The sequence below is a fragment of the Streptomyces sp. NBC_01525 genome, assembly GCF_045040405.1.
Lineage (GTDB): Bacteria > Actinomycetota > Actinomycetes > Streptomycetales > Streptomycetaceae > Streptomyces > Streptomyces benahoarensis.
This window is the reverse complement of record NZ_CP109397.1, coordinates 5,067,658-5,080,731: the sequence shown is the minus strand read 5'-3', so window position 1 is coordinate 5,080,731 and position 13,074 is coordinate 5,067,658. Positions and strand designations below refer to the sequence as shown.

Genomic DNA, 13,074 nt, shown 5'->3' with positions numbered 1-13,074 from the left:
GGCCCGACCGCCACCGGGCCCGGCCTCAGTCCGGAACCCCCAGATCCCGCCGCATCACCGCGCTCAACGCGCTGAGCGCGGGCTCTGCCGCCTTCAGGTCCGTCAGGGCCCGGTCGGCGCTCTCGCCGTCGTCGGCGCGGCCCCGGTCGAGGCGTTTGACGACGGCATCGGCGTGCGCCAGGACCCGGTTGACGTCGCGCGACGCGGCCAGCACCGCCCCGGGGACGCTCATCTGCGCCTCGGCATAGCGGTCGCGGTACTCCAGCCGCGCCTCCTCCGTCTGCTCGCGTTCGTGCGCACCGTAGACGCCGTCGCGCAGGCGGTGCAGCGCGTCCTTGAGGAGGGTGTGGAACTGCCGGGAGGCACGGTTGAGCGCGGTGTACGCGGTGCGCCGCTCGTCGAGGGAGCGGCGCGCCGCCTCCTCCGCCGCCTCCTCGACGCGCTGCCGCCGCGTGATGCGGTGGGTGAGCAGTGGGGCGAAGAGCGTGCCCAGGACGCCCACGACGGCGGTGAGCATGGCGGCGATGACGGCGCTCATCCCGGCGGCTCCGTGGACGTTCCTTTCACCGGCCCCACGCATCCTTCCGTGCCGTGTTCCGGGCGTTCTTCCGCCCGCCGCAGGAGATAGGTGTGCAGGGCCGCGGCGGCGGTGAGGCGGTGGCGGGACGCCTGGTGCAGGGCGTCGCGGCGGCGGGCCAGCTCCGCGCGGAGGCGGTCGGGGCTGCCGGTCGTGCGCAGTTCGCGGAGGACGGCGGCGAGGGCGGCGAGCGGGTGGCCGCCGCGTCGCAGCAGCGCGGTGACGTGCGCGAGGTGCACTTCGGCGGCGGGATAGCGGCGGTATCCGGTGGCCGGTTCGCGCTCCGGGCGCAGCAGACCGTGGTGCTCCCAGAGCCGCAGCACGGGCGGCCGGACGCCCACGACGCGGGCGGCGTCGCCGATCCGCAGGGGGCGCGGCGCGGACGCGGGCGGCTCGGCGGCCAGCACGGTGCCGAGGGCGTCGTGCACCGCCGCCAGCTCACCGCGCTCCCGGTCCAGCCGGGCGTGGCTCGCGTCGAGCGCGGCCAGCGCGGTCTCCTCGTCACCGTCGTGGACGGCGCGCATGACGGTGCGGGTGGTGGCCCAGCCGTGTCCGGCGGCGAGCGCCCGGGCAGCGGTGAGCGCCTCGGCGTGCAGGGTGGTGAACCGGCGGTGGCCGCCCGCGCTGCGCGGTGCCGGAGGCAGCACCCCGGTGTCCAGATAGCTGCGCAACTGCTGCACGGAGAGGCCCGCCGCCCGCGCGAGCTCACCGGCCCGCAACCGGTCCCTCACGCCGCCCTCCCCCGCCGCCCCGTTCCGTCCGACGCGGTCAGCTTACGGGCCGGACCGCCCCGGCGGGCACCGTTTCCGGAGGGTCCCGCCGCCTCACCGCCAGTTGAGATTTTCCCGCCCATTTCCCACCACCACCTGCGCAGACATCGTCGAAATCCCTGCTCGCACAGGAATGGAAGACTTGAGACCGGGCGGAACGACGCCCCTGACGAGAGGGAGGCCGCGGCATGAAGTTCGTACTCGAGGTCGAGGTGGACGAGGGCAGGATCGCGCAGGACCCGGCGGGCGAACTGGGCCGCATCCTGCGTTACTGGGGCGGCAATCTCCACCACTACGCGATGGCACCCGGCGACGGCTCGGCGGTGTACGACTCGGAGTACCGCGAGGTCGGCCGCTGGCATCTCACCGAAGCGCCCAGCGCCTGACCGCGGGCGCCGGACGGCCCGCGCTCAGGGCCGCGGCGGCCGCTGGCAGCGCGGGCAGAAGTAGCTGGAGCGGTTCATCCAGGGACGGCGGCGGATCGGGGTGCCGCACCGGCGGCACGGCTCGTCCTCCCGGCCGTACGCGTCGAGGGACCGCTCGAAGTAGCCGGACTCGCCGTTGACGTTGACGTAGAGGCTGTCGAAGCTGGTGCCGCCGACGGCGAGGGCTGCGGCCATCACCTCCCGTACGTGGCCGAGGAGTTCGGCGGTGCGCGGGCGGGTGAGGGTGGCGGTGGGCCGCTCGTAGTGCAGCCGCGAGCGCCACAGCGCCTCGTCTGCGTAGATGTTGCCGACGCCGCTGATCAGGGACTGGTCGAGCAGGGCGCGCTTGACGGTGGTACGGCGGCGGCGCAGCGCGTCGTGGAACGCGGCGTCGTCGAAGCACGGGTCGAGCGGATCGCGGGCGATGTGCGCGATGGCGTCCGGGAGCTGGTCCGCGTCGCCGGGCACCGTGTCGTGCAGCGAGAGACCGCCGAAGGTCCGCTGGTCGACGAAGCGCAGCTCGGTCCCGGCCGCGTCCTCGGGCGGCGGGGACACGGTGTCGTCGAAGCGGACCCGGATCCGCAGATGCTTCTCGTCCGGCGCGTCCTGCGGCTGCACCAGCAGCTGACCGCTCATCCCGAGGTGGGCGAGGACCGCGAGGCCATGGGTGACATCGGTGGTGATCTGCGGCGCCAGGCCCTCGGCCGCGGTCTGCGCAGCGGGGCCGCCACCGGACACCGGCAGCCAGAGGTACTTGCCACGGCGCCGCGCCGCGTCGATGCGCAGCCCCGTCAGCCGGGCGGCGAAGTCGGCCGCGCCCGCGGTGTGACGGCGGATCGCGCGCGGGTGCAGCACCTCGACCGAGTCGATGGTCCGGCCGCTGACCCAGCGGTCCAGTCCTCGGCGTACGACCTCGACCTCGGGCAGTTCGGGCACCGCGGCTCTCCTCACGGGTTTCGGCAGGGTACGGAAAAGACTTCTGACCCCGTCGGGCGGTGTCGCCCGACGGGGTCAGAAGGGGTGGTTCAGCAGGCCGGCGTCGAGGAGTCGCCGGAAGCCGTGGACGGGTCGGCGGCGGAGCCGTCCTGCCCGGCCTCGGCGCGCTCGTCCGCCGCGGCGCGAATGGCACGCCACGCGGACTCCGCCGCCTGCTGTTCGGCTTCCTTCTTGCTGCGGCCGGTGCCGGTGCCGTACGAGACACCACCGACGCGGGCGGCAGCCGTGAACGTCTTCTCGTGGTCCGGTCCGGCCTCGGTGACCAGGTACTCCGGAACGCCGAGACCTTCGGTCGCGGTGAGCTCCTGGAGGCTCGTCTTCCAGTCCAGGCCGGCGCCCAGGCTGGAGGACTTCTCGATGAGCGGGTCGAAGAGCCGGTGCACCAGCTCGCCGGCCGCGTCGAGGCCCTGGTCGAGGTAGACCGCGCCGATCACCGCTTCGAGGGTGTCGGCGAGGATGGATGCCTTGTCCCGGCCGCCCGTGCCTTCTTCGCCCCGTCCGAGGCGGATGAAGGCGCCGAGGTCGAGGCCGCGGCCCACCTCGGCGAGCGCGCGCGAGTTGACCACCGCGGCCCGGAGCTTGGCCAGCTGGCCTTCCGGGAGATCGGGGTGGATGCGGTACAGCGTGTCCGTGACCACCAGGCCCAGCACGGAGTCCCCGAGGAACTCCAGCCGCTCGTTGGTGGGCAGACCGCCGTTCTCGTACGCGTAGGAACGGTGCGTCAGCGCACGTACCAGAAGGGCGGACTCAAGGTGGTACCCGAGCCGCCCTTCCAGAATCGTGTGGGACGAGGCCGTGTCCGCCGGTGCCTGCTCCTCGCCGCGGGTGCCGGCCGAGGGGTGGGCGTCTTGCGCCTTCTTGGGGCTAGACACAGTGCCTGTCACCAGCCGCTCAGACCTCGAGGACCTGGCGCTTGTTGTAGGTGCCGCAGCTCGGGCACGCGATGTGCTGCTGCTTCGGCTCATGGCAGCGCTCGCACGCCACCAGGGTGGGGACCGCAGCCTTCCACTGCGACCGGCGGTGGCGCGTGTTGCTGCGCGACATCTTCCGCTTCGGAACAGCCACGGCTACTTCTCCTGCTTCTCGTCGACGCCCGCATCGGCGCCGCCCATGTTGTCCTTCTCGTCGTCCTGGTTGGTCCCGACGAGTCCCTGCAGTGCCGCCCAACGGATGTCGACGGCATCGTGGTGGTGGTCCGGGTCGTCCGCGAGCCGTGCTCCGCAATCGGAACACAGACCCGGGCAGTCTTCCCGGCACACCGGCTGCAGCGGCAGTGCAAGCACCACCGCGTCCCGCAGCACGGGTTCGAGGTCGAACAGGTCGTCCTCGACGAAGAGCGTGTCCTCCTCGTCCTCGGCGTCGTCGCCGGATTCCGCGGTGCGGGTCCGGGCATCGGCGTCGGGGTAGGCGAACATCTCCTGGAAGTCCGCTGCGAGCTCGCGCTCCAGCGGCTCCAGACACCTTACGCACTCCCCCTTCACGGTTGCACGGGCGGTACCTGTGACAAGTACCCCGTCCATGACCGATTCCAGGCGGAGGTCGAGCGCGAACGGGGTGCCCTCGGGCACACCGATCACCTCGTTACCGAGGTCCCGGGGGGCCTCGACGGTGCGGGAGAGCCGCTGGAGCGCGCCGGGACGACGGCCCAGCTCGCGCGTGTCGAACACGAGCGGGGAACGGTGGTCGAGGCGGGCGTTGATGGCTTTCCTGCTTTCTGTACCGGGGGTCCGGCGCTCCGCCTTCCGGCCACCGGGCTCAGGGAGCGGGCGGAGACGGAAACGGGCAGCCGGGATCGCGGACGTACACGCGACCGAACAGCCAGGATACTGGACATGCCCGGATAGGCCCAATCCGCTCCCCTCCGGACGGGACTCCCTAGTGTTCTGAGTCGGGAATTCTGTTCAGATATGAGGCGAGGTGTTCGAGGATCCGTCCGCGGTCTTGGTCCAGACGTAGGGCTTGGGGTCGGTGTTCCAAGCGGCGATCCAGGTCCGGATGTCGTTCTCCAGGGCTTGGACGGTCTTGTGGACGCCTCGCCGTATCTGTTTGTTCGTCAGCTCGGCGAACCACCGCTCCACGAGGTTGGGCCAGGACGATCCCGTCGGCGTGAAGTGCAGGTGGAACCGGGGGTGCGCCAGCAGCCACGTCTTGATCGCCGGGGTCTTGTGGGTGGCGTAGTTGTCCAGCACAAGGTGGACTTCGAGGCCGTCCGGTACTTCGCGATCGAGCTTGACGAGGAACTTCTTGAACTCCTCGGCTCGGTGGCGGCGGTGCAGGGAACCGATGACCTTGCCGGTGGCGACCTCCAGGGCGGCGAAGAGGGGGGTGGTGCCGGCGCGGACGTAGTCGTGCCCCATCCGCTGAGGGACGCCGGGCATCATCGGTAGCACCGGCTGGGAACGGTCCAGGGCCTGGATCTGCGACTTCTCGTCCACACAGAACACCAGAGCCCGCTCGGGCGGGTCCAGATAGAGTCCGGCGACGTCGTGGACCTTGTCGACGAAGTACGGATCCCTCGACAGCTTGAACGTCTCCGAGCGGTGCGGCTGCAGACCGAACGCCCGCCACACCCGTGACACCGTCGACTGCGACAGTCCCGTCTGCTTCGCCATCGACCGCGTCGACCAGTGCGTCGCATCCTTCGGGGCGGACTCCAGAGTCTTTGCGACCAGTGCGGCTACCTGCTCGTCGGTGACCGACCGGGGACCACCCGAGCGGGGCATATCTCCCAGACCGACGATCCGGTGCTCGACGAACCTCGCCCGCCAGCGGCCCACCGCATGCGCAGTCGAGCCGAGCCGAACCGCCACATCCTTATTCGACATCCCCTCCGCACAGGCCAGGATGATGCGGCACCGCAGAGCCCACGCCTGCGGCGTGGAACGGCGCCGCACCCACCCCTCCAGCGCAGCCCGTTCCTCATCCGACAGGATCAACTCGGCCTTCGGCCGCCCAGTACGCACCACAGACCAAACCTATACATCTGAACAAAATTCCCGACTCAGAACACTAGGGGCGGCCCTCCTCGTACTGCCGGAGCTGGTCGAGGTTGATCATGCTGGTGTCGAAGAGGCTGGTCTCCTCCAGGGCGCCGGGCTGCGTGGGCGCCTGCGGGAGCTGCTGGGGGGCCTGCTGCGGGGCGTCCGGGTAGCCGGTCCGCTGGTCGTAGCCCTGCTGCGGGACCTGCGGGGCGGTCTGCTGCTGCCAGCCGTAGCCGTACGGGTCCTGCGGCTGGGCGTACTGCTGCTGCCCGTAGGCGTAGCCGTCCTGGCCCGCCGCGTAGCCCTGGTCCGGGTAGTAGCCGGGCTGGACGTACTGCGGGGCCTCCGCCGCGGCCCGGAGCGGCTGCGGGGCGGGGTGCACCGGGGCTGCGGGCTGCTGCGGGGCGACGTCGGCGAGTCCGGCGAGGAACTCCGCGTCGGCCTGGTGGCCGCCGGCCCGCTCGTCGGTCTGGGCGGCCAGATGGGCGCCCAGCTCGTCGACGGCGCGGGCGCCCTGGAGCTTGTCGCGGCCGCGGCCGACCGCTTCGAGGGTCTTGGTCAGCACCGCCTGGAAGGCGCCGAACTTGGCGTCGACATAGGCGTCGGCGCGCTCGGTGAGCGTCGCCGGGTCGGCGCTGCGCTCGGGGGCCTCCGCGTCGGCATAGCCCTGTTCGTCGAGACCGGGGCCGCGGCCGAGCAGCTTCTCGCGGCCGCGGTCGACGGAGCCGATGGTCTTGGTGAGGACGACCTCGAAGTTGGCGAGCTTGCTGTCGACGTAGTCGTCGGCCTCGGCGCGGATCTCCTCGGCCTCGCGGCGGGCCTCGGCGAGGATGCGGTCCGCCTCGTCCTGCGACTGGCGGGCGACCTCGGTGTCGGAGATCAACGAGCCGCGGTGGGCGTGGGCGGACTCGATGATGCGCTCCGCCTCGACGCGGGCCTCCTCGACCATCCGCTCACGGCCGCCGAGCAACTCCTGCGCCTGGGCCAGCGAGCCGGGCAGCGCCGCGCGCACCTCCTCCAGCAGGGCGAGCAGTTCGGCCCGGTTGACCACGCAGGACGCCGACATGGGCACGGAACGGGCGCTGCCGATGTTGTCGACGATCTCGTCGAGCTTCTTCTGCACGTCCACGTTGGACTCGCCACTCTCTGAAGGGATGGAACGAGGGAACGCCACGACTGTACGGCCACCGGACCCCGCTCCGACACCTGCTGACGGCCCGTCAGCAGGTGGTGACGCCCGGCGGGTGCACCGGGGTGCGGTTCAGCGCTGCCGCAGCCGCTCGGTGAGCGCTTCCAGGACGAACGGCGGGACGAGGTGGCCGACGTCGCCGCCCCATGCCGCGACCTCCTTGACGAGGCTGGAGGAGAGGAAGCTGTAGGTGGGGTTGGTGGGGACGAACAGCGTCTCCACGCCGGAGAGCCCGTTGTTCATCTGGGCCATCTGGAGTTCGTAGTCGAAGTCGCTGACGGCGCGCAGGCCCTTGACGATCGCGGGGATGTCGCGCTGCTTGCAGAAGTCGACGAGCAGGCCGTGGAACGCCTCGACCTCGACGTTGCCGTACTCGGCGGTGGCGCGGCGGATCAGGTCGATGCGCTCGTCGACCGTGAACAGCCCCTGCTTCGACTGGTTGATCATCACGGCGACGTGCACGACGTCGTACAGCTTGGAGGCACGGGCGATGATGTCCAGATGCCCATTGGTGATGGGGTCGAAGGACCCGGGACAGACGGCGCGGCGCAACTCTGGTTCCTCGCTCTCCGATGCGTTCATGACACGCGTTCCGACGTCTCGTCGGAGGACGTCGAAGCGGCGCGACCGTACCAAAGCGTCCCCTCGCCGTAGCGGCGGGCCTTGATCGCCGCGAAACCGTCCGGCCAGGAGAACGCGCCGCCTCGGGTGCTCCGCTCCACCGTGACGAGTGCGCCGGGCGCGCACCAGCCCGCTCGGCGGAGTGTGAGCAGGATCTCCCGCAGTTCGTCGTCGGTGACGGCGTACGGCGGGTCGAGGAAGAGGACGTCGTACGGGTCGCCGGGCGCGGCACCAGCGGCGGTCTGTTCGGCGCGGCCGGTGCGGACCTCGGCGCCGGACAGGCCGACGGCCTTGACGTTCTCGCGCACGGTGCGGGCGGCGCGGGCGTCGGCCTCGACGAGCAGGACGTGGGCGGCGCCCCGGGAGAGCGCTTCCAGGCCGACCGCGCCGGAGCCCGCATAGAGGTCGAGGACCCGGGCACCGCTCATCGGGCCGTCCAGCGACTCCCAGGTGGAGAAGAGGCCCTCGCGCGCGCGGTCGGAGGTCGGGCGGGTGCCGTTGCCGGGGGGTACGGCCAGGCGGCGGCCGCCGGCCGTACCGGCGATCACGCGGGTCATGGGCCCGTCCTTACGTGGTGCGGGGTCGGTGGGGAGACGGCGGCCGGGGTGCGGCGCCGTGGCCTCCACGATATTCCGGGTGGGCACGGGACGGCGCCTGCTGGGTGGCCGGTCCGGGCGGGGGCGCCGGGGAGGGTGAGGCTTCTCACGTGCGGGGGCGGGCCTCATGTGGCGGGCCTGGCCGGTCGCGCGGCCCCGCACCTTGGGCGCCGGGCCGGTCGCGCGGCCTCGCCCGGCAGCCCGATCCCGTCACCCCTTGTCGAGATACTCCTCGCGTTCGTCGTCCAGCAGGGCGGCGAGCGCGGTGCGCAGTTCGGGGTAGGTGTCGAGGGACGGGTCGGCGGCGACGACGGCGGTGGCCTCCTCGCGGGCGGCGGCGATGACCTCCTCGTCCTCGATGACGGCGAGCATCCGCAGCGAGGAGCGCACACCGGACTGGGCCCGGCCGAGGACGTCGCCCTCGCGGCGCTGTTCGAGGTCGATGCGGGAGAGTTCGAAGCCGTCGAGGGTGGCGGCGACGGCGGCGAGGCGGGCGCGCGCGGGGCTGGCCTCGGGCATCTCGCTGACCAGCAGGCAGAGCCCGGGGGCGGCGCCCCGGCCGACGCGGCCGCGCAGCTGGTGGAGCTGGGAGACGCCGAAGCGGTCGGCGTCCATGATCACCATGGCGGTGGCGTTGGGGACGTTGACGCCGACCTCGATGACGGTGGTGGCGACCAGGACGTCCAGCTCACCGGCGGCGAAGCGGCGCATGACGGCGTCCTTGTCCTCGGGCGCCATCCGGCCGTGCAGGGCGGCCACCCGCAGTCCGGCCAGCGGCCCGGCGGTGAGCTGCCGGACGACGTCGAGCACGGCGAGCGGCGGCCGCTTCTCCTCGGTGTCCTCGGGCGACGGCTCGGCCTCGGCACCGCCCTTGCCGCCCTTGGCCGTTCCGGGGGCGTCCTCCTCGTCGCCGATCCGGGGGCAGACGACGTAGCCCTGGTGGCCCGCCGCGACCTCCTCGCGGACCCGCTCCCAGGCGCGGGCGAGGAAGTGCGGCTTGTCCTTCGCGGGCACGACATGGGTGGCGATGGGCGAGCGCCCGGCGGGGAGCTGATCGAGGACGGAGGTCTCCAGGTCGCCGAAGACGGTCATGGCGACGGTGCGCGGGATGGGGGTCGCGGTCATCACCAGGAGATGTGGGGTCCGCTTCTCGCCCTGGGAGTGGCCCTTGCCGCGCAGGGCGTCGCGCTGCTCGACACCGAAGCGGTGCTGTTCGTCGACGACGACCAGCCCGAGGTCGTGGAACTGCACCTTGTCCTCGATCAGAGCGTGGGTGCCGATGACGATTCCGGCCTCGCCGGTGACGAGATCGAGGAGCGCCTGCCGCCGGGCGGCGACACCCATGGAGCCGGTCAGCAGCACCACCTTGGTGCCGTGCTCGGCCCCGCCGAGCATTCCGCCCTCGGCCAGCTCCCCCATCATCTCCCTGAGGGAACGGTGGTGCTGCTGGGCGAGGACCTCGGTGGGGGCGAGCATCGCCGCCTGGCCCCCGCCGTCGACGACGGTGAGCATCGCGCGCAGCGCCACCATCGTCTTGCCGGAGCCGACCTCGCCCTGGAGGAGGCGGTGCATGGGGTGGTCGGTGGCGAGGTCGGCGAAGATCTCGTCGCTGACCTTGCGCTGGCCTTCGGTGAGGGTGAACGGCAGCGCGGCGTCGAACGCGTCGAGGATGCCGCCCTCGGTCAACGGGCGGGGTACGGCAGGGAGTTGGGTCTCGGCGAAGCGGCGGCGGGCCAGGGCGACCTGGAGGACGAACGCCTCGTCCCACTTCAGCCGGGCGCGGGCGTCGGCGATGTCGGCCTTGGTGTGCGGGCGGTGGATCTTCTCCAGGGCCTCGGGCAGCTCCACCAGTGCCCGGCCCGCGCGCAGCGCCTCGGGCAGCGGGTCGACGGCCTCGTGGGCGCGGGGCAACACGGCGTCGACGGCCTTGGCGAGCTTCCAGGACGCCATCTGCTGGCAGGCCGGGTAGATCGGCATCAGCGCGCCGGCGAACGCGTCGACGGCCTCGCTGCCGGACTCCTGGTCGAGGAGAGCGTATTCGGGGTGGGTGAGCTGGAGCTTGCGGTTGAAGACGGAGACCTTGCCGGCGAACATCGCACGGCGGCCGGGCACCAGGTCCTTGTGCGGTTTGTGGATGCCCTTGCCGAAGAAGACGAGCTGGAGGCGGCCACTGCCGTCGGTGAGCGTGACCTCCAGCCGCTGGCCACGGCCGCCGTTGAACCGCAGGACGCGGGCGTCGGAGACCTGGGCGACGACGGTGACGTGTTCGTCGAGCGGAAGGTCGGCGAGGCGGGTCAGCTCACCGCGCTCGGCGTACCGGCGCGGGTAGTGGTGCAGGAGATCGCCGACCGTGTGCAGGCCGAGGTGGTCGGCGAGCACCTTCGCGGTGGTGCCACCGAGGGTCTTCTTCAGAGGTTCGTCGAGCGCGGCCACGGAACCCATTGCACACCATGCCACTGACAAACGGCCCCTCTCGCGGGCGGCGGGGCCTGTTGCGGGGGGGGCGGGAGCGGGCGGCGCGGGGCGGGGGTTGGGGTGAGCCCGGGTCCGCGGGTGGGGCCCCGGGTGCCCGGCCTCCTGCGCGGCGCCCCATGCGTCCGGCCCCCTGCACGGTGCCCGTGGCGTGAGGCCCGCGCAGGGCGGCATGGGCCCCTGCACGGCGCCCATGCCGCCGCCCCCTGCGCAGCCCCCGAGCGCCCCCTACGCGGCGCCCCCACGCCTACGCCCCGCTACTCGACCCCGATCAGCAACGGCGCCGCATGGCGGCCGCCCTCGTACACGACGGTGTCGACGGCGAGGAACCGTTCGCGGACGTGGGCCTCCAGCCGTTCGGCGAGGCCGTCCGGGGCGCAGGCGCCGCGGACCAGGGTGACGAGTTCGCCGCCGGCCGAGAGCATCCGGTCGAGGACGGTGAGGGCGGTGTCCGTCAGATCGCCGCCGATGACCACGACGTCGCCGTCGATGAGCCCGAGAATGTCGCCCCGCTGGCAGATGCCTGCCATCGTCCACGCCTGCCGTTCGGCGACGGCCAGTTCGGCGTAGCGGGTGGCCCCGGCGGCCGAGGTCATGGCGACGGCGTCCTCGTCGAAGCTGCGGTCGGGCTCGTGCACGGCGAGCGCCGCGAGGCCCTGTACGGCGGCGCGGGTGGGGATGAGCGCGACCCGGATGCCCTCGGTGCGGGCCGCCTCGGCCGCCGCGGCGGCGGTGTGCCGCAGCTCGGGGTCGTTCGGCAGCAGCAGCACCTCGCGGGCGTGCGCCTGCCGGATCGCCTGGACCAACTCCCCGGAGGCGGGCGGCTCCCCGGGGCGCACGCGCACCGCGGTCGCACCCGCCTCCTCGCACAGCGCGGCCAGGCCCTCCCCGGGGACGACGGCGACGACGCCCCGTGCGGCCGGTTCCACCGCCTCCCGCACGGCGTGCGCGGCGCCGTCGAAGTGCGTGATGCGGATGCGGTACGGGCGGCCCGCCTCGATACCGGCCTCGACGGCGGCGCCCGCATCGTCGACATGGACATGAACGCGCCACAGGTCGTCGCCGCCGACCACGACGAGGGAGTCGCCGAGCACGTCGAGCCGGGAGCGCAGCCGCGCCACGGCGGCGTCGGTGGCCTCCAGGAGATAGATCACCTCGAAGGCGGGCCCCGCCGCCTCCCCGGGCGGGCAGCTCTCCGGCGCGGCCACGGTGACGGCCGCGGGGCCCGCCGCCTCCGGGAGCGGGGCGTCGGCCCGTACGGGGACCGGGGCGGTGGTGACCTCGCCGGACAGGGCGTCGGCGAGCGCCCCCAGCAGGGCGACGAGACCGCAGCCCCCGGCGTCCACGACCCCGGCCCGGCCCAGGGCGGCGAGCTGTCCCGGGGTGGCGCGGAGCGCGGTGCGGGCGCCGTCGTGGGCGGCGCCCGCCACCGCCGCGGCGTGCGGCGCGGTGGCGGCGACGGCCACCGCGGCATCGGCGGCGGAGGCGGCGACCGTCAGCACGGTGCCCTCCACGGGGTGCGCGACGGCCTCCCGGGCGGCGGCGGCGGCGCGGTGCAGCGCACGCCCCAGGGTCACGGGCGGACAGCCGCCGGGCCGCTCACCGGTGGCGCCCGCATCGTCGGCCCCCGCAGCTCCCGGCCCCGTCGCAGGCACCGGCGGCGCGGCCAGGATCTCGGTCATGCCGCGGAGCAGCTGGGCGAGGATCGTGCCGGAGTTGCCGCGCGCCCCGATGAGGGCGCCGTGCGCCATGGCTCCGGCGGCGTCGGCGAGGCAGGGCGCGGTGCCCGCGGAGGCGTGGCCGTCGAAGGCCGCCTCGACGGCGCGAGCGGCGGATTCGACGGTGAGGTAGAGGTTGGTGCCGGTGTCGCCGTCGGCCACCGGATAGACGTTGATCGCGTCGATCCGGGCACGCTCCCGGCCCAGCGCCTCCAGAGCCAGCCCGCACCAGGTGCGGATCGCGGCGGCGTCGAGCGGGTGCGGCACAGCGTCCTCCTGGATGCACGGGATGACCGCACAGTAGCCGCGGTCACACCGGGAGCCCGGGGCGGGGGCCGGAGCACGCGTGGTAGTTTCGTTCTACGGAAGCGGCCGTTGTATGCTGCTCCGGTTGCCCGGTGCGAATCGGGCCATTCCTCTCCTGGCGATGCCGGTCGGTCAATGCACTCGGCCCGTCAGGATTCACCGTAAGTGCATCTGAAGTCTTTGGAGTGACCCGTGGCTGCCAACTGCGACGTCTGCGGCAAGGGGCCGGGCTTCGGCAAGAGTGTCTCTCACTCGCACCGCCGTACCAACCGTCGTTGGAATCCCAACATCCAGACGGTTCGTGCAGTGGTCGAGCGTACGCCGAAGCGGCTCAACGTCTGCACCTCGTGCATCAAGGCCGGCAAGGTCTCGCGCTGACGTCTTAGCCGTAGCGCAGCCAAGCCGGTTGCTTGACGCAAAGCC

Annotated in this window: 13 protein-coding genes and 1 pseudogene; 2 read left to right on the top strand and 12 right to left on the bottom strand. The window is 72.8% G+C overall.

All coding sequences use genetic code 11. The features are described 5' to 3' along the window. Window positions 1–25: 25 nt before the first annotated feature. Both OG422_RS22855 and OG422_RS22850 read right to left on the bottom strand, forming a co-directional pair. A complete protein-coding gene (locus tag OG422_RS22855; protein WP_143941864.1) occupies window positions 26–538 on the bottom strand; it encodes a hypothetical protein in 513 nt (170 codons plus the stop codon). Next, complete coding sequence (locus OG422_RS22850; RefSeq protein ID WP_405744953.1) at window positions 535–1,308, bottom strand: MerR family transcriptional regulator; 774 nt, start codon at window positions 1,306–1,308, stop codon at window positions 535–537. Before OG422_RS22850 ends, OG422_RS22855 begins: the two co-directional genes overlap by 4 nt. 227 nt (window positions 1,309–1,535) lie before the next feature. Between OG422_RS22850 and OG422_RS22845 the strand changes: the two genes are divergently transcribed. Then, entirely contained in the window at window positions 1,536–1,733 is a 198-nt protein-coding gene (locus tag OG422_RS22845; protein WP_143941862.1) for a hypothetical protein, read from the top strand. A gap of 24 nt (window positions 1,734–1,757) precedes the next feature. Here the strand turns inward: OG422_RS22845 and mutM are convergent, their stop codons facing one another. The 10 genes and pseudogenes from mutM to OG422_RS22795 all read right to left on the bottom strand — a co-directional run bounded on the left by mutM (window position 1,758) and on the right by OG422_RS22795 (window position 12,612). Further along, entirely contained in the window at window positions 1,758–2,708 is a 951-nt protein-coding gene (gene mutM, locus OG422_RS22840) for a bifunctional DNA-formamidopyrimidine glycosylase/DNA-(apurinic or apyrimidinic site) lyase (RefSeq protein WP_143941861.1), read from the bottom strand. Window positions 2,709–2,797: 89 nt separating this feature from the next. Further along, window positions 2,798–3,652, bottom strand: coding sequence for a ribonuclease III (gene rnc / locus OG422_RS22835; protein ID WP_405744949.1), 855 nt, complete (start codon window positions 3,650–3,652; stop codon window positions 2,798–2,800). A 7-nt stretch (window positions 3,653–3,659) separates the two neighbouring features. Continuing rightward, window positions 3,660–3,833: a 50S ribosomal protein L32 gene (rpmF, locus tag OG422_RS22830; RefSeq protein ID WP_003951102.1), complete on the bottom strand. Its 174-nt coding sequence runs from the start codon at window positions 3,831–3,833 to the stop codon at window positions 3,660–3,662. A gap of 2 nt (window positions 3,834–3,835) precedes the next feature. Then, a complete protein-coding gene (locus OG422_RS22825) occupies window positions 3,836–4,468 on the bottom strand; it encodes a DUF177 domain-containing protein (protein ID WP_143941872.1) in 633 nt (210 codons plus the stop codon). 175 nt (window positions 4,469–4,643) lie between these two features. Next, window positions 4,644–5,734: pseudogene (locus OG422_RS22820) on the bottom strand (IS630 family transposase). 43 nt (window positions 5,735–5,777) lie between these two features. Then, window positions 5,778–6,878: a cell division initiation protein gene (locus tag OG422_RS22815; protein ID WP_405744946.1), complete on the bottom strand. Its 1,101-nt coding sequence runs from the start codon at window positions 6,876–6,878 to the stop codon at window positions 5,778–5,780. A 132-nt stretch (window positions 6,879–7,010) separates the two neighbouring features. Further along, window positions 7,011–7,490, bottom strand: a complete 480-nt coding sequence (gene coaD, locus OG422_RS22810; protein ID WP_285229398.1) for a pantetheine-phosphate adenylyltransferase — start codon at window positions 7,488–7,490, stop codon at window positions 7,011–7,013. Between the two features lie 26 nt (window positions 7,491–7,516). After that, window positions 7,517–8,116, bottom strand: coding sequence for a 16S rRNA (guanine(966)-N(2))-methyltransferase RsmD (gene rsmD / locus OG422_RS22805; RefSeq protein WP_405744943.1), 600 nt, complete (start codon window positions 8,114–8,116; stop codon window positions 7,517–7,519). Between the two features lie 249 nt (window positions 8,117–8,365). After that, window positions 8,366–10,597, bottom strand: a complete 2,232-nt coding sequence (gene recG / locus OG422_RS22800; RefSeq protein ID WP_405744940.1) for an ATP-dependent DNA helicase RecG — start codon at window positions 10,595–10,597, stop codon at window positions 8,366–8,368. Window positions 10,598–10,884: 287 nt separating this feature from the next. Then, a complete protein-coding gene (locus tag OG422_RS22795) occupies window positions 10,885–12,612 on the bottom strand; it encodes a DAK2 domain-containing protein (RefSeq protein WP_405744937.1) in 1,728 nt (575 codons plus the stop codon). Window positions 12,613–12,843: 231 nt separating this feature from the next. Between OG422_RS22795 and rpmB the strand changes: the two genes are divergently transcribed. Further along, the gene (gene rpmB, locus OG422_RS22790) at window positions 12,844–13,029 is read left to right on the top strand and encodes a 50S ribosomal protein L28 (RefSeq protein ID WP_030287328.1); all 186 of its coding nucleotides are present in this window, start codon (window positions 12,844–12,846) and stop codon (window positions 13,027–13,029) included. Window positions 13,030–13,074 lie beyond the last annotated feature (45 nt).